General features: G+C 40.0%; 22 protein-coding genes. 5 read left to right on the forward strand and 17 right to left on the reverse strand.

Annotated elements, in window-relative coordinates; translation table 11 throughout:
* Positions 1-410 (forward strand): WYL domain-containing protein (locus FJ218_06565; GenBank protein MBM4166561.1); only part of this gene is annotated, 410 nt, incomplete at its 5' end.
* Positions 411-665: 255 nt separating this feature from the next.
* Here the strand turns inward: FJ218_06565 and FJ218_06570 are convergent.
* Positions 666-2,045, reverse strand: a complete 1,380-nt coding sequence (locus tag FJ218_06570; protein MBM4166562.1) for a hypothetical protein — start codon at positions 2,043-2,045, stop codon at positions 666-668.
* Between the two features lie 156 nt (positions 2,046-2,201).
* Complete coding sequence (locus FJ218_06575; protein ID MBM4166563.1) at positions 2,202-3,506, reverse strand: ribosome biogenesis GTPase Der; 1,305 nt, start codon at positions 3,504-3,506, stop codon at positions 2,202-2,204.
* Positions 3,507-3,694: 188 nt separating this feature from the next.
* On the opposite strand from FJ218_06575, the gene FJ218_06580 reads away from it, so the two are divergent.
* Positions 3,695-4,753 (forward strand): hypothetical protein, encoded by a 1,059-nt coding sequence (locus FJ218_06580; GenBank protein ID MBM4166564.1) that lies wholly within the window; start codon positions 3,695-3,697, stop codon positions 4,751-4,753.
* A gap of 57 nt (positions 4,754-4,810) precedes the next feature.
* Positions 4,811-6,613, forward strand: a complete 1,803-nt coding sequence (locus FJ218_06585) for a M28 family peptidase (GenBank protein MBM4166565.1) — start codon at positions 4,811-4,813, stop codon at positions 6,611-6,613.
* A 31-nt stretch (positions 6,614-6,644) separates the two neighbouring features.
* Here FJ218_06585 and FJ218_06590 read toward each other — a convergent pair whose 3' ends face one another.
* From FJ218_06590 to FJ218_06620, 7 genes are all read right to left on the reverse strand, one after another.
* Positions 6,645-7,238, reverse strand: coding sequence for a riboflavin synthase (locus FJ218_06590; protein ID MBM4166566.1), 594 nt, complete (start codon positions 7,236-7,238; stop codon positions 6,645-6,647).
* A 130-nt stretch (positions 7,239-7,368) separates the two neighbouring features.
* Positions 7,369-8,481 carry a bifunctional diaminohydroxyphosphoribosylaminopyrimidine deaminase/5-amino-6-(5-phosphoribosylamino)uracil reductase RibD gene (gene ribD / locus FJ218_06595; GenBank protein ID MBM4166567.1) on the reverse strand — a complete coding sequence of 371 codons (1,113 nt, stop codon included), beginning with the start codon at positions 8,479-8,481 and terminating at the stop codon, positions 7,369-7,371.
* An 86-nt stretch (positions 8,482-8,567) separates the two neighbouring features.
* The gene (locus FJ218_06600; protein MBM4166568.1) at positions 8,568-9,380 is read right to left on the reverse strand and encodes an SAM-dependent chlorinase/fluorinase; all 813 of its coding nucleotides are present in this window, start codon (positions 9,378-9,380) and stop codon (positions 8,568-8,570) included.
* 57 nt (positions 9,381-9,437) lie between these two features.
* Positions 9,438-10,442: a Gfo/Idh/MocA family oxidoreductase gene (locus FJ218_06605; GenBank protein MBM4166569.1), complete on the reverse strand. Its 1,005-nt coding sequence runs from the start codon at positions 10,440-10,442 to the stop codon at positions 9,438-9,440.
* Between the two features lie 9 nt (positions 10,443-10,451).
* Positions 10,452-12,407, reverse strand: coding sequence for a 1-deoxy-D-xylulose-5-phosphate synthase (gene dxs, locus FJ218_06610; protein ID MBM4166570.1), 1,956 nt, complete (start codon positions 12,405-12,407; stop codon positions 10,452-10,454).
* On the reverse strand, positions 12,404-12,658 hold the full coding sequence (locus FJ218_06615) for an exodeoxyribonuclease VII small subunit (protein ID MBM4166571.1): 255 nt from the start codon (positions 12,656-12,658) through the stop codon (positions 12,404-12,406). Before FJ218_06615 ends, dxs begins: the two co-directional genes overlap by 4 nt.
* A gap of 7 nt (positions 12,659-12,665) precedes the next feature.
* Entirely contained in the window at positions 12,666-14,114 is a 1,449-nt protein-coding gene (locus tag FJ218_06620) for an exodeoxyribonuclease VII large subunit (GenBank protein MBM4166572.1), read from the reverse strand.
* Here FJ218_06620 and bshA point away from each other — a divergent pair.
* Positions 14,025-15,161, forward strand: coding sequence for an N-acetyl-alpha-D-glucosaminyl L-malate synthase BshA (gene bshA / locus FJ218_06625; protein ID MBM4166573.1), 1,137 nt, complete (start codon positions 14,025-14,027; stop codon positions 15,159-15,161). The genes FJ218_06620 and bshA overlap by 90 nt on opposite strands.
* 405 nt (positions 15,162-15,566) lie before the next feature.
* On the opposite strand, the gene FJ218_06630 is transcribed toward bshA, so the two are convergent.
* The 5 genes from FJ218_06630 to FJ218_06650 form a co-directional block, all read right to left on the reverse strand.
* The gene (locus tag FJ218_06630) at positions 15,567-16,337 is read right to left on the reverse strand and encodes a triose-phosphate isomerase (GenBank protein ID MBM4166574.1); all 771 of its coding nucleotides are present in this window, start codon (positions 16,335-16,337) and stop codon (positions 15,567-15,569) included.
* Positions 16,338-16,390: 53 nt separating this feature from the next.
* On the reverse strand, positions 16,391-16,744 hold the full coding sequence (locus FJ218_06635; protein MBM4166575.1) for a four helix bundle protein: 354 nt from the start codon (positions 16,742-16,744) through the stop codon (positions 16,391-16,393).
* Between the two features lie 17 nt (positions 16,745-16,761).
* The gene (gene gatB / locus FJ218_06640; protein MBM4166576.1) at positions 16,762-18,219 is read right to left on the reverse strand and encodes an Asp-tRNA(Asn)/Glu-tRNA(Gln) amidotransferase subunit GatB; all 1,458 of its coding nucleotides are present in this window, start codon (positions 18,217-18,219) and stop codon (positions 16,762-16,764) included.
* Between the two features lie 99 nt (positions 18,220-18,318).
* Positions 18,319-18,861, reverse strand: coding sequence for a DinB family protein (locus FJ218_06645; protein MBM4166577.1), 543 nt, complete (start codon positions 18,859-18,861; stop codon positions 18,319-18,321).
* Between the two features lie 114 nt (positions 18,862-18,975).
* Positions 18,976-20,079, reverse strand: coding sequence for an adenosine deaminase (locus tag FJ218_06650; protein ID MBM4166578.1), 1,104 nt, complete (start codon positions 20,077-20,079; stop codon positions 18,976-18,978).
* A 46-nt stretch (positions 20,080-20,125) separates the two neighbouring features.
* Between FJ218_06650 and FJ218_06655 the strand changes: the two genes are divergently transcribed.
* The gene (locus FJ218_06655; protein MBM4166579.1) at positions 20,126-20,371 is read left to right on the forward strand and encodes a hypothetical protein; all 246 of its coding nucleotides are present in this window, start codon (positions 20,126-20,128) and stop codon (positions 20,369-20,371) included.
* A 190-nt stretch (positions 20,372-20,561) separates the two neighbouring features.
* Here the strand turns inward: FJ218_06655 and FJ218_06660 are convergent, their stop codons facing one another.
* The 3 genes from FJ218_06660 to FJ218_06670 form a co-directional block, all read right to left on the reverse strand.
* The gene (locus tag FJ218_06660) at positions 20,562-22,388 is read right to left on the reverse strand and encodes a bifunctional homocysteine S-methyltransferase/methylenetetrahydrofolate reductase (protein ID MBM4166580.1); all 1,827 of its coding nucleotides are present in this window, start codon (positions 22,386-22,388) and stop codon (positions 20,562-20,564) included.
* A gap of 110 nt (positions 22,389-22,498) precedes the next feature.
* Positions 22,499-22,744, reverse strand: coding sequence for a translation initiation factor (locus FJ218_06665; protein MBM4166581.1), 246 nt, complete (start codon positions 22,742-22,744; stop codon positions 22,499-22,501).
* A complete protein-coding gene (locus FJ218_06670) occupies positions 22,745-22,912 on the reverse strand; it encodes a hypothetical protein (GenBank protein ID MBM4166582.1) in 168 nt (55 codons plus the stop codon).
* Position 22,913 lies beyond the last annotated feature (1 nt).

Genomic DNA, 22,913 nt, shown 5'->3' on the forward strand with positions numbered 1-22,913 from the left:
AAGGATTTTGGCGATTACTCGGAGAACATCATTCCAACATCAAACAATTTCATCTCGATAAGTTGAGCAACATTCAAGTTACGGAAAAGAAGTTCAAGAAAATTCCGTTGAATGAGTTGGAAGCATTGTTTCGTTTTTCGTGGCGAAGTTGGATTGGAAAAGAAAAATTTACCGTGAAATTGCAAATCTCAAAATGGTGGGAGAAAATTTTGAAACCGCGCCAATTGATGGAAACACAACTCATCTCCGAAAACAAAGACGGCTCAATCGTTTTAGAAATTACCGTGAACTCCCTTGAAGAAATTGCAAGTTGGATTGTAAGCAGGGGCGAAGGAGTGAAAGTTCTCGAACCGAGAGAATTGAAAGAGCGTGTAATAAATTTGGCGGAAGAAACGCTGAACAACTATTAACGCGCCAAAAGATTTTTTTTCTGAAACACAAACTGAAATTACGTAAAGGTACATCGAAATTTTCCTTTGAATTGGGTTTTAAACGAGATTCCGATTTATCGGAATTATATAAAGCAGTGTTTTTGCGTTATCGAGGTAACAAAGCGTTTGTTTGGAGTAAATAAATTTTTTTTCGCTCAAAGAGTCGAGATTATTTTGAAAAGAAAAATTTATTTTTCGTTAGTTGGTTTGTTCGTTCCCTCGTTTTTTAAAGATCTAACGATGTACATTTTTTCTCGCTGCATTTCCTAAAACAAGCACCGCATCCCACAAAGGAGAAAACGGCGGAGCGTACGCTACATCCAAATCGGAAATTTGCTGTGCCGTAAGTTTATGTTGAATTGCAACCGAGAGTGTGTTTGCTCGAAGAACCGTTCCTTCGCTGCCGAAAAGATTTGCTCCGAGAATTCTTCCGCTGCGTTTATCAAAAATTCCAATGATGTTAATGCGAGAACTTTCCGGCATAAACGAAATTTTATTGTGTGTAGAAATTTTTTCCACGTGAACATCAAATCCGCTTTCCTTCGCTTCATCGGATGAAATTCCTACGTGCGCAATTTCCAAATCGAAAAGTCGCAACGCAATAGCGCGAATCACTCCGGAAAATTTTGCATTTCCTCCCGCTGCATTTTCTCCCGCAATCCATCCTTGTTTGCTCGCAATCGTTGCAAGCGGAAGTAACATCGGTTTTCCATTCACAATATTTTTTATTTCGCAGCAATCACCGGCGGCAAATATATTTTCCACGCTTGTCATTTGTTTTGAATCAGTAATAATTCCGCCGAGCTTTCCAATGCGTATTCGTGCTGATTTTGCAATCATAACATTCGGGACAACGCCAAGCGAGAGAATAACAATATCCGCTTCAAACGTTCCTTTATTTGTGAAGACGTGCGTAACCAATTCACTTTTTCCTCGATTGCCGTTTCGACCAAGAAGAAATGATTCCGTTTTTACATTGGAAACAAACTCAACACCATTGGCAGAAAGAGTTTCAAGAATTTTTTCGCGCACATTATTTTCCAATCCTTTCATCGGTAAGTTGCGTTGATGAAGAATTGTAACATCACATTTTCTTCGTCGCAGTGTTTCCGCCATTTCCATTCCAACATATCCGCCGCCGATGATGATTGCTTTCTTTGGCATATCCTCGTCAACGAATTTCTTAATCGCAATCCCATCATCGAGCGATTTCACGTGAAAAACGTTTCGCGCATTTTCATTTTCGATGTTGAGTTTTTTGGGAGTTGAACCGGTTGCAATAATGAGCGCATTGTATTTGTATTCCCTCAATTCCCCGCGCGATAAATCCCGAACGACGAGCATTTTCTTTTGCGGAATAATTTGCTCGACACGATGAAATATTTTTACCGTTACATCTTTGATTTCGGAGAATGTTTGCGGAGAATACGGCTTAAGTTTTTTTTCGTCCGAAACTTCACCAGCAATATAATACGGAATTTCACAAATGCCGTACGATATGTATTCTCCCTGTTCAAAAAGAATGACATCGGCATTGGGATTCACACGCTTTATTTTCGCTGCTGCGCTTGGTCCCGCCGCAAGTCCACCGATAACGAGAATCGTTTTCTTCATAGCATTATTTATCACGCAAAGTCGCAGAAACGTAAGAATGAATTATCGTATGTGAAATATTTACTCTGCATTCTAATTCAGAACCTATTTACTGGAGAAAAATCTATCAAGACACTATGAAATATTTGCGACTTAGCGTCTTTGCGTGAAAATACTTCATTTCTTCCTAAACTGCAACGTTAACGGAACACCAGCAAACCCGAATCCTTCACGCAGTGTTCGTTCAAGAAAGCGTTTGTAGTTTTCCGTAATTAATTTCGGTTCGTTCGCAAAGAACACAAATACCGGAGGGTTCGTTTTTGTTTGTGTTACATATTTCAGTGAAATATCTTTTCCCGTTTTCGATGGAGGTGGCGAATGAAAAAATGTTTTTTCAAAATGCTTGTTCAAATCCGTTGTTGTAATTCTTTTTCCTCGTTCTTCGTTGATGTCTTTTGCCGCTTCAATGATTTTCAGAATACGTTGCTTCGTGAGTGCGGAAACAAACATAATCGGAAAGTAGTCGAACTCACGTAACGTCGCTCGCAATTTCTTTTCATATTGGAGCGCAGTCTTTCCATCCTTCTCAATCAAATCCCATTTATTCACACAGAGTAAAATTCCTTTTTTCTTTTCCACTGCTTGTTCAATGACGTAAAAATCCTGCTTCTCTAATCCCGCCGTAACATCGAGAACAATAATTGCAACATCGCATCGTTCAATACTTTTGATTGTGCGAAGCGTACTGTAAAACTCTACGCTTTCACGTATTTTGCTACGCTTGCGAAGTCCCGCCGTATCAATGAGTAGAATTTCTTCCTTATCTATTTTCAACACAGAATCAATCGGGTCGCGCGTAGTTCCTGCAATCGGAGTTACGATACTGCGTTTCTTTCCCAATAATGTATTGACGATGGAAGATTTTCCGACATTTGGTCTTCCAACAATAGCAAGTTTCATTCGCTCATCATTTTTTTCTTCTCCGTTTGAATAAATGTTTTTCGTAATCTCATCGAGAAAATCGCCGACCTTTCTTCCCTGCAATGCGGAAATGGAAATCGGTTCGCCGAGCCCAAGTTTGAAAAATTCGCTTGCGTCAAATTCCCTTCGCTCGCTGTCCACTTTATTCACGACAAGCAGAATTGGTTTTGATGATTTGCGAACAATTGCGGCAAGTTCTTCATCAGCGGAAGTTACTCCTTGTTCCGCATCGGCAAGAAAAATAATTTCATCCGCTTCATCAATAGCAATCTTCGCTTGTTCACGAATTGCAGACTCGAATACATCGTCGCTGTTGGGAAGAAATCCGCCTGTATCAACGAGTGTAAATTGCTTTCCCGCCCATTCTGTTTCGGCGTAATGCCTATCACGCGTAACGCCGGGTAAATCGTGAACGATTGCATTGCGTGCACCGAGAATGCGATTGAAGAGTGTTGATTTGCCAACGTTTGGGCGGCCGATGATTGCGATAAGGTACGACATAATTTTTCGGGAGAATTATATGAATTTCAGAGAGAGATTTCTAAATGTGCGTTCTGAAATATTTATGTATGCTAAATATTTATTTCGTATAATAGTTATGACGAACAATAAAAAAAACCTTTTCTTTCCCTTGAATACTTCACTTCAAACTCGTACTTTTTACTCCGAAATTTTTATATAACAAACGTATGAAACGAACAACCTCTCTCCATCTCTTGTTATTAACCATCTTTCTATCATTTTCTTTTTCCTTTTCTCAACAAACTTCTTCACTTATTGTAAAAGGAGAAAAACATTTTGCGAATATTCGTCAACTGACGTTCGGCGGAGAAAATGCAGAAGCATATTTTTCTTTCGACAATAACTACATCATTTTCCAATCTACGCGAGATTCGTTCAAGTGCGACCAGATTTTTACAATGCATCTCGACGGAACAAACCTTCAACTTGTCAGCACAGGAAAAGGACGAACAACGTGCGCATATTATTTCCCAAACGAAAAACAGATTCTCTACGCATCAACGCATTTACACAACAACGAATGTCCTGCACCTCCAGATTTTTCAAAAGGGTACGTTTGGAAAATTATTCCCGATTATGATATTCTTACCGCTGATGCCGATGGAAAAAACATTCGCGTTCTTTCCTCTTCCGATGGGTACGATGCCGAAGCGACCATTTCTCCGAAAGGCGATAGAATTGTTTTTACTTCCACACGCAACGGCGATTTGGATTTGTTTTCAATGAATATAGACGGAAGCGACATTAAACAATTAACAAATGAACTCGGATACGACGGCGGCGCATTTTTTTCTTTCGATGGAAAGAAAATTTGCTACCGCGCGTACCATCCGAAAGAACAAGAAAAAATTGATGAATACACAGCATTGTTTAAAGAAAATTCCGTGCGCCCTTCAGTGATGGAAATTATGATGATGAACGCTGACGGCTCGAATAAGCAACAACTGACCTTTAACGGTAAAGCGAACTTTGCACCCTTCTTTCATCCCGATGGCAAACGGATTATTTTCGCTTCCAATATGAACGATACAACAAAATCCAAACGCAATTTCGATTTGTTTATAATTGATATTACAACACAAAATATCGAACAAATTACGTTCAGTGAAACATTCGATTCATTTCCGATGTTCACAAACGACGGAACGAAATTGATTTTTTCTTCAAACAGAAACGCAAAAGTTCGCGGCGAAACAAACGTCTTTCTTGCCGATTGGAACGATTGAACGTAATATCAGAGTACTATCATATTTATTTTTCTCGCTCTCTTTGAATTTTTTTTTATGAAACGCATTGCTCAACTCTTCTTTCTTTTACAGTGTACTTTCTCATTTGCTTTTACACAAACATTACGCGACGAAATCAAAGATTATGTCAAATATCTTTCTTCCGACGAACTCGAAGGACGGCGCGCAGGTGAAAAAGGCAACAATACTGCGGCAGAATATCTTGTCCAACATTTCAAGAAGTGGAATCTTGAACCCATCGGCGACAACGGAACGTATCTTCAACGTTTCGAATTTGTTTCGGGTGTAAAAACCGATGCTTCCACAATGTGTTTCGCAACTATTCCGCCGATGAAATTTGATTATGTTCTCGATTCCACATTTCGTCCGCTTGGTTTTTCTGCTGATACATCCATAAGTGCGGAATTAGTCTTTGCCGGCTACGGTATTTCCGCGCCAAAACTGAATTACGACGATTATGCAAACATAGATGTTGCAGGAAAAATAGTTCTCGTTCTCCGTTACAATCCTCCGACCGATTCAACCAACGAAAAAGAATTTCAACGGCTTTCCGCTTTATACAAAAAGGCATCCGTTGCGAAAGAGAAAGGAGCAAAAGGAATTATCTTTGTTACCGGCGCAGTAGATGAAGAAAACCCGAAACTCATGCGGCTTCGTCATAGCAACGATGAAGGAACAATTGCACTCGCCGCTATTTCGATGAAATGGACTTCGATGGATACATTCTTTCGGCTGCAAAACAAAACCATTCGAGACGTTCAAAAAGAAATCAACACCACGAAACAACCCGCTTCGTTTTCGTTCGGTAACGTAACTATGAATATTACGATAAAGTTGAATCGGGTAAAAGCATCGTCCCAGAACGTCGTCGGCGTTATTCGAGGAAACAATGCGCAACTCAACGAAGAATATATAGTCGTTGGTGCGCATTACGACCATCTTGGTTTCGGCGGCGAAGGTTCCGGCTCGACAAAACCCGATACGATTGCAGTTCACAACGGCGCTGATGATAACGCTTCCGGTACTGCAGGAATGCTTACACTCGCACGGTTGTTTTCTGAAAACAGAAACACGCTACAGCGGTCTCTTATCTTTATCGGTTTTTCTGCTGAGGAGCTCGGACTTCTTGGCTCTGCATATTATACGAATCATCCGCTTATTCCGTTAGATAAAACCGTGATGATGTTGAATATGGATATGATTGGACGCTTAAAAAATAAAGAACTCATCGTATATGGAACGGGAACTTCCCCTCTCTTCGATTCATTGCTGAATGCTTGGAATACCGATTCGATGTTCACCTTAAAGAAAACAAAAGACGGATTTGGTCCCAGCGACCAAACCTCGTTCTATGTAAAAGATATTCCCGTGTTATTCTTTTTCACCAACCTTCACGACGATTACCATAACTATAACGACGATTGGAACAAAATCAATTACGAAGGAGAAGAACAGGTAGTGCAGTATGCGTATAACATTACGAACGCATTGCAAGCGATGAATGAGAAACCGAAGTTCACTCGTGTAACTTCGTCAGAACAGCAATCAATGAGCGGTGACAGACGTGGAGCAAAAGCATCGTTGGGGGTTGTTCCGGCATTCGGTGAAGAAGTACGAGGGGCAAAACTTTCCGGTGTACGTCCCGGTTCTGCTGCCGAAAAAGCAGGGTTGCAAAAAGATGATGTTATTGTAAAGTTTGCTGGTAAAGAAGTGAATAACTTAATGGACTTAACAAACTATCTCGGTGATTTCAAACCAGGCGATGCAGTAGAAATCGTTGTCCTTCGGGGAAATGAAAATGTTACATTAAAAGCAATTCTTACTGCGCGACAACAATAAACAATGTTCTAAAATAATCTTCGCAAGTGTTTTATGGTTTACGTTTCATCAACTCAACAACATATTTACCCAACATATCGAACTCGAGATTGACGTTGCTCGAAGGTTTGAAGAAACGGAAATTCGTGTTCTCAAACGTATGCGGAATAATAGAAACGGAGAAAGTATTTTTGATAATATCTACAACAGTAAGACTCACTCCGTCAATAGCAATAGAACCGCGCGGAATGAGATACGATATAAATTCTTTGGGGTATGAAAATGTAAAAAGCCAACTTGTTGAGCGTTGTTCTATACGCAAAACCGTTCCGACACAGTCAACGTGCCCAAGCACAAAATGTCCGCCAACAAAATCATTGGGGCGCAATGGAAGTTCGCAATTTATTTTTGATTGCACTCGCATTGCACCAAGTGTAGTTTTCTTCAATGTTTCTTCTACTGCTTCAACTTCGACGAATGCCGTACGTTTTTTTGTAACCGTTAAACACACGCCGTTGATAGCAATGCTGTCGCCTACGGAAAGATGTGGATGCAGCGTTCCCGCATCAAGAGCGAAACACATTCCTCCGCCGATGTTTCGTTTCGCTTTGATGTTGCCAAGTTGTTGAATAATGCCCGTGAACATACGTTAGTGGAGAGTAGAAGGTGAAGAGTGATTAGGAAGAGATGGAACAATACTACTGCGTAATTTGTCATTCCCGCGAAAGCAGGATGCAACACCAATGTTCGATAAGTCATTCATCCATTGCATTGCGCTATTTGTTGAAATATCCTTCAACGAGAATATCGCTATTGTTTTTGTGAAGGATATAACGATGGAAACGAAATGCATTTTCCAACAAAACATTTTGCGAAAAGCGAAATATTTTTTTTCCGTTGCCGAACATTGACGGCGCGATAAACAACAAGAGTTTATCTGCAAGGTTGCGTTCAATACATTCGGAAAATACTTCGCTTCCACCTTCAACAAGAACGGATGCAATTTGATTCTTTCCTAATATTCGGAACACGTCAAGCAAATCAAAGTGCATTGCTTTGTTTGCTATCAAAGGGAACACCTCAACGGAGCGCTGCTGCAATGCGTGTACCTTCTTCGGAAATTTGTTGTACGCTTGTTGAGCAACAAAAAGAAAAACGCGTTCTTTCTTTTGAATCCGAAAAATATTGCACTCGCTGTTCGTTTGAAATTTTCCGTCAAGAATTACGCGTTGAGGATTTCTGCCTTTCACCATTCGCACCGTCAGAAACGGATTATCGGCAAGTACAGTTTTTGCGCCTACAAGCACAGCATCATATTCCGCACGGAGTTGATGCACATACATGCGCGATTGTTTTTCCGTAATCCATTGCGAATTACCTTTGGTGTCGGCAATAAAACCATCGAGTGATTGCGCCGCTTTGAGAGTAACAAATGGAATGTTCGTTGTTATGTATTTGAAATACGTTTCGTTGAATTCTCTACATTTGTTCCGTAAAATATTTTCGACGACTTCAATTCCTGCGTTTCGAAGTTTGGCAATTCCTTTTCCCGCAACAAGCGGATTTGGATCGCGTGTTCCGATAACGACGCGTTGAATGTTCTGACTAATGATTTCATCCACACACGGTGGAGTTTTTCCAAAATGTGAACACGGTTCAAGATTCACAACGAGAGTTGCATTTCGTAGAGAAATGTTTGCATTTCGAATCGCTTCAATTTCAGCGTGTGGATTACCAAACTTTGTATGAAATCCGTACGATATGATTTTTCCATTTTTAATGAGAACTGCTCCAACGTACGGATTCGGCGAAACAGTACCTTTGCCAAAACGTGCAAGATTTAAACAATGTCTCATACAATCTTCGTACAATTCAGTATGGGATTTCATTGCTATGAAAGATGGATATGATAAAAATAATTAAGGAGTTCATTGATTCGTTTAATGAGGATGAACTCCACAACATAGGAAGAGAGTTATTTTATGGTAAGCGTGAGTTTCGTACCGACATCTATCTTCAATATTTTAGCGGCGCTTTTGTTCTTTAAAGCAATTTCCATTAAGCCGGAACTTCCGACATACCCAAACGGTTTATCGGGCGGAGCATATCCATACGTTCGATAGAATTGACCGATAGATGTTTTTTTCATCAGGATTTTAATTTCTTCTCCGCGGTCAAAGTAATCGTCCATATAAAAATTCGTAACGAGATTGCCGAACACGTCAATATGAATAATTTCACCGTCAATTTGTTTAATGTCGAATGTACGTACGCCGACAAATTTCGCAGGTTTTGTTTCCGGTTGAAAGAGCGGTCCTACAGTACGCATCTGAATACCTTCGGCAAAACTTGCGGCAACGGGAGCAATAATATCACGTCCGTGAAACGTAGCACAAATCGGTTCGCGCATCAGTTCGCGATTATTTACTCTTCGGATTTCGCGGACTTTTGTCATTCCTAAAATATATTTTAAAATACCGTTATCGGGAGCAATGAATAAATGGTCATCAGCGTGCAATGCAATAATAGCGCGATTGGTTCCAACTCCCGGATCAACAACGGCTACAAAAACGGTTCCCGGAGGAAATGTTCCGTACGCGCTCCATAATACATACGCGGCTTGATTGACGTTTCCCGGTTCTATCGAGTTCGAAATATCTATGATATTCGCTAGTGGAGAAAGACTGAGGATAACCGATTTCAGAGTTGCAACATAATGGTCTTGTAATCCGAAATCACTGATTAACGCAATAGTATGTGTGCGTTTGCGTGTCGAACTTCTCATCATAAGTGAGTTTCCTTATTATTGGTGAATAAATATTGAAAATACAGCGAAAAAAAATTGTTATTTGATATGTTGTTCTTTCCCCAACTGCGCCGAACGATAAATCGCTTCTACAACTTCCATTCGTTGTAACGCTTCGGCTCCTGTTGATACAATCGGATGTAATCCTCGTACTGCTTGCAAAAAGTGTTTCAATTCATTCTCATAACTTTTATAGTATTGATGTTGCGGCGTATCGTGTTTCATTGGCGTCAGATGAACTATTTGTCCATCAATGTTACGATTTATACACAACGGATTAATGCTTGCGCTTCCGTTTGTTCCGATTAAGTCGCAATAAAAATAATCTTCTTCCGTGTGAAAAGCCCAACTGACTTCAACACTAATTGTCGTACTATTATTCATCTGACACCATAGGATGCAGGAATCTTCGACGCTTCTCGTGTTGTGTTTATACATTGAAGCAGAAACTCTGCGAACACCTGGATAACCCGTCATCCATAACGTTAAATCAAGCATAACTATTCCTAAATCCAAAAAAACTCCTCCGCCGGATTTTTCTTTCTTCGTCATCCATCGAGAATCGGCATTCATTTTTTTCAACCATCCTGCTTTTACGTAATAGATTTTTCCGATTTCACCCGCTTCGATAATGCCGCGCAGAACCATAGTATCGGGACGAAAGCGATTATTCATTCCGACCATCAATTTGCGTTTGGTATTCGTTGCAACTGCGACAATATCGCTCGCTTCCGAATATTTTCTTGCAAGCGGTTTTTCGACAAACACATCGTTCCCGCTTTCAAGCGATGCAATAGCATGTTCTTTGTGCGCATCCGTTGATGTGCAAATGATAACGCAGGAACAATCTTCCGTTTTTAACAATTCCGTGTAGTCGGAATAGGAGCGAGATATACCAAATCGCGATGCTACGCTTTTTGCTTTGGTTTTTTCGCGGTCGCAAATCGCTACTATTTCCACGTCGTTCATTTTTTTTAAAATCGGAAGATGAATGATTTGCGAAATCCATCCAGCGCCGATAACTGCAACTTTAATTTTTTCCATTGAAAAAAACTATATTGTTTTTTCGTGAATGAACCGTATATGTTCTTGTTCTACAAATTCTTTCACCGTGGCGGCAATTCCCTTGGCATCCATTCTCAGCATCTTGTACAGTTCGTTCGGTGAACCGTGTTCGATAAACGCATCGGGAATACCATGAAGTTTCACTCGAGCGTTAAGAATATTTTTTCGATGTATCGCTTCCAGCACCGCAGAACCGAATCCACCTTCAATAACATTATCTTCAACCGTAATGAGTAATGGAGAAATAGCCAATACTTCTTCGAGAATTTCCGTGTCAAGCGGTTTTACAAATCGCATATTTACAACACCAATGGAAAGATGTTCTTCTTCCAATAATTCCGCAGCGGTAAGCGAAGGATAAACCATATTGCCAATCGCAAGAATGGTCGCATCTGTTCCTGAACGTAAAACTTCGCTTTTTCCGATTTCTATTTTTTCAAATGAAGTTCGCAAAACAATTCCGTACACATTTCCTCTTGGGTATCGCAAAGCAATAGGACCTTTTTTATATTCCACAGCAGTGAACAGCATATCGCGAAGTTCTTGTTCGTCTTTTGGCGCCATCAATACCATATTCGGAATAAAGCGCAAGTAGGATAAATCAAATGCTCCGTGATGTGTTGGTCCGTCGGCTCCGACTAATCCTGCTCTGTCCATTACAAACACAACGTGGAGATGCTGTAATGCAACATCGTGAATTATTTGGTCAAATGCGCGCTGTAAGAAAGTAGAATAAATTGCAGTAACCGGAATGTAACCTTCGGTCGCCATTCCTGCGGCAAATGTTACAGCGTGTTGTTCTGCAATGCCAACATCGAAGAAACGCTCAGGCATTTCTTGTTGCAAAATGGTAAGTCCAGTTCCATCGGGCATTGCAGCAGTGATTCCAATAACGCGCGAATTATTCTTGCATATTTCCAATAACGCCGTACCAAATAACGACGTGAACGAAGGTTGTTCATTTAATTTCTTGGGTGAAATTCCTGTTACTTTGTCGAACGGATTTACGCCGTGAAGTCGTGTTGCTTCTCTTTCTGCAGGAGCATATCCTTTCCCTTTTTCAGTTGCAATGTGAACTAAAATTGGTCCGTGCAAATCTTTTATTTCTCGGAAGAAGTGAACAAGTTTTGTAACGTTATGTCCATTGAAAGGACCGAAATACCGAAATCCCAATGCTTCAAATAACATTCCGGGAGTAATAATTGCTTTCAATCCTTTTTCTACATTGTGCGCAATGGAACGCAGTCTATCGCCGAACGAATCCAGCTTGCCCGTTAAATTCCAAACGCTCGCTTTAAATTTATTATACGATGGATGCGTCAGCAGTTCGTTGAAGTAATTATGGAACGCCCAACGATTTGGCGTAAGCGTGGAAAGCGAAATCATTTGATTATCGCTGAGAACAACAATCAAATTTCTCTTTAAGAGTCCCGCATTATTCATTCCTTCATACGCCATTCCTCCTGTCATCGAACCATCGCCGACAATGGCAACAACTCGGTAATGTTCATTTTGGAAATCGCGTGCAGTTGCAATTCCTAACGCAGCAGAAATTGCCGTGTTCGCATGTCCTGCGCCAAAAACATCATAGTCGCTTTCATCACGTCTCAGAAATCCACTTAAACCGCCAAATTGTCGAACTGTATGAAAATTCTCTCGTCGCCCCGTAAGTATTTTATGCGGATATGCTTGATGTCCAGTATCCCAAATAAGTTTATCGTGCGGCGTATCGAAAACGTAATGCAATGCAATAGTCAACTCTACGGTGCCAAGTCCTGCTCCAAGATGACCTCCGGTTTTTGAAATTCTATCAATAATAAACTCTCGAAGTTCTTTAGAAAGAATACGCAATTGTTCCAACGGAAGTCGTTTTAAATCCGAAGGAAATGTAATTGTTGAAAGAATGGGAAATTCTGTTTCTCTCAAACTAACGCTCTCCGTTATTCGTGAGTGAATGCGCGAACATCATTCGAATCAAACAATTCAAATGTTCCGTCAAGATTTTTTGTAATACGCTGTAATTTTATTTCCGCTTGCGTGAGTTTTTCCATACACTGTTGGCTCAACGTCATTCCTTCTTCGTACATATTAAGCGATTCTTCTACCGTAACATCACCGTTCTCTAACGATTCTACAATTGTTTCGAGACGTTTAAGTGAAGCTTCAAACGAGGTTTTGGTTGTTAATTTTGACATTTAGTATTTACTCAATTATTTTCGCTGGCAATTTTCCGTCGAAAAAATGAAGAACAACTTCATCGTTTCTTGTTAATCGTTTTACCGAAGTAATCGCATTTCCTTTTTTGAACACCATCGCATAGCCGCGTTTTAATACAGCGTTTGGATTCAGCGATTGTAATCGGAGCAATAATGTTTCGACGTGTTGCTTCAACGCGTTCATTCGGTATTCGTACACTCGTTGCAATGTTGCTTGTATTTCGTCCATGCGTTGCAAATACTGACGAACAGTATCTAAAGGTCGTCGGAACGAATAACTCTGCACAAGCGATTGAATTCGTTCCCTGTTTGTTCGCAGGAAATCGTTCATCGCATTACGCATCGAAATTACATTTTCTTTTACAATATTCAGCAAGTCGTTTCTATTCGGCACAATAAGTTCCGCTGCAGCAGATGGAGTTGGAGCGCGTAAATCTGCAACAAAATCACTGATGCTGAAATCAATTTCGTGACCAACTGCGCTCACTACAGGAATTGCAGAATCAAAAACTGCTCGAGCAACTATTTCTTCATTGAACGCCCATAAATCTTCTAAACTTCCGCCGCCGCGACAAATGACCATCACATCAATGTTCTTGTACGAATTGAAATCTCGAATTGCTTGCGCTATTTCTTCCGCCGCACCACTTCCCTGAACGCGTACGGGATACAGAAGTATTTTGACACAAGGAAATCTCCGTGATATAACATTCAACATATCTTGCAATGCAGCTCCCGTAGGTGAAGTTACAATGCCAATGCATACGGGAAAGAACGGAATGTTTTTTTTTCTTCGTTCATCAAATAATCCTTCGCTTGCAAGTTGTTGTTTCAATCGCTCATACGCAAGTTGCAATTCACCGATTCCAGCAATCTGAAGTTCGTAACAATCCAATTGATAATTTCCTCGCACTTCATAGAGCGTGATATTGCCTTTTGCAATTACTTTCATCCCATCTTGCGGTGTAAACGATAGCAGCGAATTTTTCCCTCGCCACATTACTGCGGAAAGCTGCGCGTTTGCATCTTTCAACGTAAAATAAAAATGTCCCGATGTATGCTTCTTGAAATTCGAAATCTCTCCTTGCACAATCACATTCTCAAAACTTTCTTCAAGAACCGATTTTATTGTGCGCGTGAGTTCTGAAACGGAAAGAATTTTATCGAATCTCGTATGCACGTGTTTGTTTTTAAAAAAATTCGTGGTAAATTTACGCAAAATTATAGTAAATATTTTATGTTTGAGAAGAATCCTTCGGGAAAAAATATTCCAAGGATTTCGATTCACTCCTTCTCTGCATTTTTTCCGTACGACTTTTTTATTTTCTATTTTTTCCTCGCATTTATGAATATCGGTATTGTTTGTTATCCCACGTACGGAGGAAGCGGTGTCGTCGCTTCCGAACTTGGCATTGCACTTGCAAAACTTGGGCATAAAATCCATTTCATCAGTTATGCAATTCCTGCGCGTTTCGATTCGTATGTAAAAAATATTTACTATCACGAAGTGGAAATCAGTCGTTACCCGCTTTTCGAATTCCCATTATACACGCCCGCACTAACAAGTAAAATCATCGAAGTTGCACGGTTCGAAAAACTTGACATCATCCACGCGCATTATGCAATTCCTCACGCAATGAGCGCATTGCTAGCAAAACAAATTCTCGACAAGCAATCCATCGCAACGATAACCACTCTCCACGGTACCGACATCACGCTCGTTGGACTTGAACCCGCTTTTCTCCCGATAATGAAACATACTATCGAACATAGCGACGGCGTAACTGCTGTTTCCAATTTCTTAAAACAAGAAACTATTTCAAATTACAACATAGAAAAAGAAATTGATGTTATTCCAAACTTCGTTGATTTGGAAAAATTCCATCGAAATGAGAATACAGATTTCAGAAAATCCTTTGCACCAAAAAACGAAAAAATTCTTATCCACGCATCAAACTTTCGTCCGTTAAAACGCGTCCAGGATATTATTCATATCCTTAAACTTGTTCGAAAAGAAATTGACACAAAACTATTATTAGTTGGCGATGGACCAGAACGTTCTGTTGTTGAAAATATGTGCCGCGAACTCGATCTTTGCGACAAAGTCTATTTTCTCGGTAAGCAATCGGAACTTACTCCTCTTCTTTCTATTTCCGATGTATTTTTATTGACCAGTGAAACAGAAAGTTTCGGGTTATCCGTTTTGGAAGCGATGGCGTGCAAAGTCCCTGTTGTTTCAACGAATGTTGGTGGGCTTCCAGAAGTTGTCGTTGCCGGTGAAACAGGATTTATGTCGAATGTCGGAACGATTGAAAAGATGGCAAACAATGTTCTTCTTCTCCTAAAAAATGAAGAACGAAGAAAACAGTTCGGAAATAACGCTTACGAACGTGCAAAAAAATTTTTTGATATGCAACACATTATTCCAAAATACATATCGTTTTACGAAAAGATTCTACACACGAATGTTCGTGAATCGTAATTCGTACATCGCTTTCATACTATAACAATACCTAAACGTGTTACCGCAGGGCAATTTCAGAAATATCTTGAACCCTATTTGAGCAATGCCATGCACAGTGAAAAAACGGTTCTTTGACGAAACCATGTATTGACATCGTTTTACGTTCAAACGTAGTTTTGCACGGGTCAATCAATTTAAGTGTGTCCCAGTGCTTTTTGAACGGGACGATATGCTTTTCTTTGCTTTGAATATCATTGCCTTTACGATGATTAACTTGCGTTTTTTACTCAATGCAAAAGTTTAATTTAGTTTAAAATTAAAAAGAGAATGAATCCTATATAAATAAAAATATTTGGATGTAACAAAACTTCTCTAAGTATTTTAATCCTCGTTTTAAATTAATATAGTGAATGAGGTCTCATGTTATTTCCCTATCGCTTCACATCCTGCTTTCACAATCGCCGCAAACGAATCGGCTTTCAAACTTGCGCCGCCAACTAATGCTCCATCAATATCAGATTGTGACAGTAACTCGAGTGCATTTTTTTCATTCACGCTTCCGCCGTATTGAATAATGAGTTGCTCGGCTATTGCCCACGAAAACATTTGCCCGACAAGTTTGCGAATTAGTTTATGCACAGCGTTTGCTTGCTCGGTCGTTGCAGTTTTTCCCGTGCCGATTGCCCACACAGGTTCGTATGCAATCACCACGTCTTCCATTTCGCTCGCAGAAAGTCCCGCAAGCACGCCTTTTATTTGCGCAGTAATAACTGCATCCGTAATGCCGCTTTCCCGTTCTTGCAATGTTTCGCCTACACAAATAATCGGAACGAGTTGCGACGCGAGCGCTTTCTTCGCTTTCAGATTGATGTATTCGTTTGTCTCTTTGAAATATTGCCGCCGCTCCGAATGTCCGAGAATCACCGCAGTGCATCCGACGGATTTCAACATTCGCGCGGAAATTTCTCCTGTGAATGCGCCATCATCTTTGTCGCTCATATTTTGCGCGCCAAGTTTCATCGAAGAATCTTTGAGCAGCGTGTTTGCTATAACGAGCGAAATAGATGGCAGACAAAGCAGCACACCGACTTTTTCATTCGTTGTTACTTTTTGTTTCAGTTCATCAATTAAGTTTGCGGACTCGTGAATGTCTTTATTCATTTTCCAGTTGCCGGCAATGAGTTTGTTTCGCATAGGTTTTAAGTAGTTGAGTAGTTGAGTAGATTAGTAATTGAGTTTATTAAAAATTAGCGATTAAGACTTTTTTGAAGTCCATCGAGCATAGCGATTATTTCATTGACATCATTGAGAAGTTTTTGATACGTGCTTTCATTGATATAATTATTTTCGAGAGCGATATCCAAACAACCAATACTTTCAAAACCAGAACGAATAGAATAATCTAAAAATTTGGAGAACTCTTTCTTTGAAGAATTTCCTGCACCTTCTGCAATATTGAGAACAACTGAATCCGCAGCACGACGAAATTGAGATGTTAAACCAAACATTTCCTCTTTTGGAAAAGCACGAACAACTTGTCTTACAACTTTCGTAAACTTCAATGCTTTTTGATATACTATTAAATCCTTAAACTTATGCATCTCAACTACTCATCTACTCAATTACTCAAATACTTCCTTAAAACTTCATTCACAATTTTCGGATTCGCTTTTCCCTTTGTTGCTTTCATAATTTCGCCGACAAAATACGCAAGAACTTTTTCATTTCCCGAACGATATTTTTGCACTTGCTCTGCATTTGCAGGATTTGAAACTATTTCTCGAACAATTTTTTCTATTTCACTTGAATCGGAAACCTGCACAAGTCCTTTGCGTTGGACAATCGCATTCGGTTCTTCGTTTGATTTCAACATTTCTTCAAAAACTTCTTTCGCAAGTTTGTTGCTGATTGTTCCGTTATCAATAAGCGAAACAAGTTTACCTAAATTATTCGCAGCAATTGGAAATTGTTCAAACGAAATATTTTTTTCACTCACAACACGCAACACGTTCGTCATTATCCAATTGCTAACCGACTTTATATTTTCTTTTGTTCTGTTGGAGAGTCCAGCGAGAGCGTTTTCAAAATATTCGGCATAATGTTTTTCTTGCGTAAGAACATCGGCATCATATTTCGGCAAACCGTAATCGGAAATAAATCGAGCGCGTCTCGTTGTTGGATGTTCGGGCAATTCCGATTTTACTTTCGCAAGCCATTTTTCATCAACAACAATCGGCACCAAATCGGGGTCGGGGAAGTAACGATAATCGTGCGCTTCTTCTTTGCTTCGCATCGAATTCACAATTTGTTTTTCCGCGTCCCACAGCAACGTTTCTTGCACAACTTTTCCACCGCTTTCGATAATTACAGTTTGCCGACAGATTTCATATTCAATCGCGCGTTCAACATTGCGGAAGGAATTCATATTTTTCACTTCGGCTTTTGTACCAAGTTTCGTCTCGCCTTTTTTGCGAATCGAAACATTTGCATCGCAGCGCAAACTTCCTTCCTCCATATTACCATCGCAAATTTCGAGATACGTTACGAGTTGATGAATTTTTTGCAAATAGCGCGCCGCATCTTTCGCAGACCGTAAATCCGGTTCGCTCACAATTTCAATCAACGGAGTACCGCAACGATTCACATCCACAAGCGAATCGCTCTCCATATCGTGAATCAATTTTCCCGCGTCTTCCTCCATATGAATGCGCGTGAGTCCTATTTTTTTTCTCACACCATCATCGCTTTCAATTTCGACAAAACCAAATTCGCAAATCGGTTCTTCGTATTGCGAAATCTGGTAACCTTTCGGCAAATCTGGATAGAAATAATTTTTTCGAGCAAAAATAGAACGCTCACGAATTTTACAATAGGTTATCAATCCCATTCGCAAAATAAATTCGACAAGATTTTTATTCAACACAGGCAGTGTTCCCGGCATTCCCAAACACACAGGGCAAACGTTGGAATTCGGTTCATTGCCAAATTTTATCGTGCAGGAACAAAATGCTTTCGTCTTTGTTTTCAGTTGCGCGTGAACTTCAAGACCGATAACTGCTTCGTAGTTTTCTTTCATAAATTAATCGGCACAAAAATAAGAGAATATGGGTTGAAGATAAAATGAAAAAAGCGATTTCATTTTATGAAATCGCTTTTTTGAATATGTGTTTCAATCCTACTTACGCGTCAACTTTTTTCTCAATATTTCTATTTGTGAAAGATGATTCAAATCGTGTCCGGCAACTAATCGAATCATAAATTCCACTGTTTCTTTTCCGCGTTCCTGATGAATTCCAAATCGTTCTAATTCATTTTTTGAAAGCGAAGAATAAAGTGCAACGTGAAATTTTCTCAATGCAGTTAATGCTTCCAATGCATCAAAAACATTCCGAGAATTATAGCGATGATTTCTTACCCAATCATTTTGCTCAATCGGCTGCAATGGTGAACCACTTTCCGAAAGTGAAAACCGAATACGAAACCCCAAAATCAATTCCGTATCACCAAGATGAGAAACAATTTCCGTGATTGACCATTTATTTTTCACAGGACGTTTTGTGAGTTGTTCTTTTGAAAATCCCTTCAAAAGTTTTTTCAATTTGCTCGGTGTTTCGGAGAGAACTTGAATTACATCTTTTCCAAGCGTGTTAGATAAAATGCGTTTCGTGTATTCGTTGGTTAAGTGTTCGACAGATTTGAGAGGTTTGATGTTGGACATTTTTTAGATGTTGGATATTAGGTGTTAACGGTAGGTTTTGACTTTTATTTGTCATTTGGATTTTGTTCTACGAACATTCAATAGAAAATTTCCCTTCCTGAGTATCATTAGTTCTTAATGAATGTCCTTTTGTTGCCGCGTTAATTCTTCCCGCGCGTTTTTATAGCGTGGTTTTATTACTTTGTAAATAATGTCAATGCGTTTCTGATACGGAATGAATGCGCTTTTCATCGAGTTAATTGTAATCTTTTCAAAATCCTCCAGCGTTACGTTGAACGTATCAACAGCAAGTTGAAACTCACTTGTAAGATTGATATTGCTCATCAATCTATCATCGGTATTTAACGTAATACGAAAATTCCCGAGTTTGAAAATGGAATACGGATGATGTTCCAGCGAATTAACTGCGCCGGTATGAACGTTGCTGCTCAAACAGAGTTCCAACGGAATGCGTTTATCCAACACGTACTGCGCCAGCGTTCCCATTTTGATTATTGTTCCATCGGCAACCGTAATATCTTCTATCAACCGCGTTGCGTGTCCGATACGATGCGCACCGCACCATTGAATTGCCTGCCAAATACTTTCTTTCCCGAATGCTTCGCCGGCATGAATTGTGATATTAAAATTCATTCGCTGTATGAAATGAAACGCGTCAATATGGTCTTTCGGAGGAAAACCGCCTTCTTCTCCTGCCAAGTCGAAACCAACAACGCCGCGCTCGCGAAAATCTACTGCAAGTTCTGCCATCTCGAGCGATATTTTTTGATTGCGCAACGCACAGACAATAACTCCGTACTCAATACCAAACTCTTTTTTTCCTTTTTCTAATCCACGCAACACAGCATTCAACACTTCCTCCCAATGCAATCCGTGTTGTGTATGAAGCGCAGGACAAAACCGCGTTTCAAAATAAATGATGCCGTCATTGAACATATCTTCCATTGTTTCGTATGCAACGCGTTCCAGCGATTCAACCGTTTGCATTACGCCGCACGTATGCTTGAATCCTTCGAGGAACAACGGCAAACTTCCTCGTGATGCGCCGCGAAAAAACCAACGTTGCAATTCGCCGGCATCTATTGTCGGAAGTTCCTTGTAATGAATATCGCGAGCAAGTTCAATTACTGTTTGCGGACGTAAGCCACCGTCTAGATGGTCGTGAAGTAATACTTTCGGAAGTTTGCGGAGAAAATCTTTTGCGAATTGTTGCGGCATATTTTTTGAAGAAAATTTCGGGATAAATGTAGGGAAAAAAAATAATATGAAATCCATGCGGAACGATACATTGAATGCACTGCATTCTATCGAAATTGTTTTTCCATTCCAAATGAAAGGATTAGGAGCAACAACGATTCAAAGTTTCCCAAATGGAAATTTTAGGAATATTTTATACGCCGACGAAAGCCCGCGCAATACATACGGTTGCGTGAGTATCACGAGAACGATAATGTGCATGTCGAGTGAAAAAATTGGTTGCGTATTTGGCAAACTCTCTATCCACGCGTAATTGATTCTGTTACCGTGCCTCCGTCTCTGTTGCATGGACATGAAAAAATGCTCTCCTGATACCTTCATTTTCTCATTAAAGTCTTATATCTTTTTTCCCTATGTTCGGTTTTCTTCGTTGTAGTAATACTGAAAAGTGTTTGCATTTCAAATATTACTCAAAGCAAGTCTTGAAGGTTTTAGAGACTCCCTTACAATATTTTGAGTAATTCTTCTACAACAATATATTTCTGAAACGGCGGAAGTATGTAGATTCCTGCAATCATCGGCTTTGCCTCCTTCACTAAAATTTTTGCAACTTCAATTCCAACTGTATGTGCAGTATCTCCTGCACGGTGTAACACTTCACGAATTGTTTCGGGAATCCGCATGCCGGGAACTTCATTATGTAAAAAATCTGCATGCTTGTAACTGCGGAGTGGAAGTACGCCAAGCATTACGGGAATGTTCAAATGCTCTATACGTTTGACGAACATTTCCACTGTTTTTATTTCATACAATGGTTGAGTAAAAATAATTTCGGCACCGGCAGAAATTTTCTTTTCTAACTTTTCTACTTCTTGCTCAATATTTGTGCTTGTTGGATTTGCCGCACAGCAAACAAGAAATGACGTTGATTGACCAATGCTATTTCCCATCAAATCTGTTCCGTTATTCATCGAAGTAACGGCACGAATCAATCCGATGGAATCAACATCAAACACCGATTGCGCCTGAGGATAATCGCCGATTTGTGCGGGGTCGCCGGTAACACAAAGAATATTACGCAACCCTAAAATATGCGCGCCAAGCAACTCCGATTGTATTCCGATGAGATTTCTATCACGCGTGGTTTGATGCGTAATAACTTCGATACCAATGTATTGCTGAATCAGAGAAGAAATCGCTACGGCGCTCATTCGCAATCTTGCGCGCGCTCCATCGGTAATGTTTACCGCATCAATTCCAATGTTGTGAAGATATTTCGCTCCTTCTAACAACGGAGATATTTCTGTGCCGTGCGGAATGTCGAGTTCAACAGTGGTAAGAAATTTTTTTCCGATGTTGTTTGCAAAGCGAGAACGCGAACTTTCGTGAATTGTTATACGTGCATCGTGATTCGTTTCTTTGTGTTTTACTTTTATGTCAGGAATTCTTTCACCAACTTTTTTTCCGCGAATCGCTTCTGCAATTGCTCGAATATGCGACGGCGTAGAACCACAACACGCGCCAATCAACGTAACTCCCGCTTCGACAAGTTCTTTTGCATATTGCGCAAGATATTCCGGTGTGGTGTGATAAATCGAACGTCCGTTAAGCAATGTTGGAATTCCTGCAGCCGGTTGCGCAGAAAGAATTACGCCGCTCTTATGAAAGTTTTTGATAATCGAAAACATTCGCTGCGGACCAACCGTGCAATTCGCTCCTACAATATCTGCACCGAGTTCGAGTAAATGTTCAATTACTTCAATCGGAAAATTTCCTGAAAGAATTGCGCCATCTTCTGCAAATGCTTTTTGCGCAACAACGGGAATTTCGTTTGTGAGTTCTTTTGCCGCTGAAAGTGCTTCGTCCAATTCCGCAACACTGACAAACGTTTCGAGAAACAACACATCAACTTCTGCTTTCAACAAAATTTCAATTTGCTCTTTGAATGCATCCCGCGCTTGTTGTTTTTTGAGTTTGCCAATTGGCTCAAGCATCATTCCCGTTGGACCAACTGCTCCGGCTACGTACACATTTTTTTCACTCGCGGCGCGTTTTGCAATTTCAACTCCCGCGCGGTTTATTTCTTCCAACTTGTCTTCCAAATGATATTGCGACAAACGAAAACGATTTGCAGAAAACGTATTCGCTTCAATAATTTCCGAGCCGGCTTCGATATACTCACGATGAATTCGCTCAATAATGTCGGGATTTTTGATGTTCTGAATTTCGTGAGGCAATTCATCGTACTCGTACAAATTAAGCAATGTTCCCATCGCTCCATCGCAAAGAATGGGAGATTCGAGTATGCGTTGTTTAAAAGGTTTCTTCAATTCGTTTAGTTATTGGTTATCTGTTAATCGTTATTTGTCAGTTGTCAGTACTATTTCGTAAAATGTAATTCGTAATTCGTAATTCGTAATTTGTAAATCGTAAAACAAAATCACTTCACAACAAAATTCAACGTCAACAATTTCTCTGCAACTTTCTTTCTCTGGTCGCCTTGAATTTCTACGTCTCTGCCTTTCACAGTTCCACCGGCGCCGCAATGTTGTTTGAGTATTGTTGCAATCTCTTCAATAACTTGCGGATTGTGTTGAAAACCGGATATAATCGTAACAACTTTTCCTTTTCGCTTTTTATCATCAAGGAAAACACGAACAGATTTTTTGTCGCCATCAATTGTCATTTACGAATTACGATTTACAATATTTTCTCTCTGTTTTATACTCTGCGCTCTCTGCTCATTGCTTTTAAAAACAACCGTATCTCCTAACAACGCTTCATTCATTGTTGGAAAATCAGTTGTAAAATGTAAACCGCGACTTTCTTTTCGTTGCAATGCGCTGCGTACGATA

The sequence above is a fragment of the Ignavibacteria bacterium genome, from assembly GCA_016873775.1.
Classification (GTDB): domain Bacteria; phylum Bacteroidota; class Ignavibacteria; order UBA10030; family F1-140-MAGs086; genus JAGXRH01.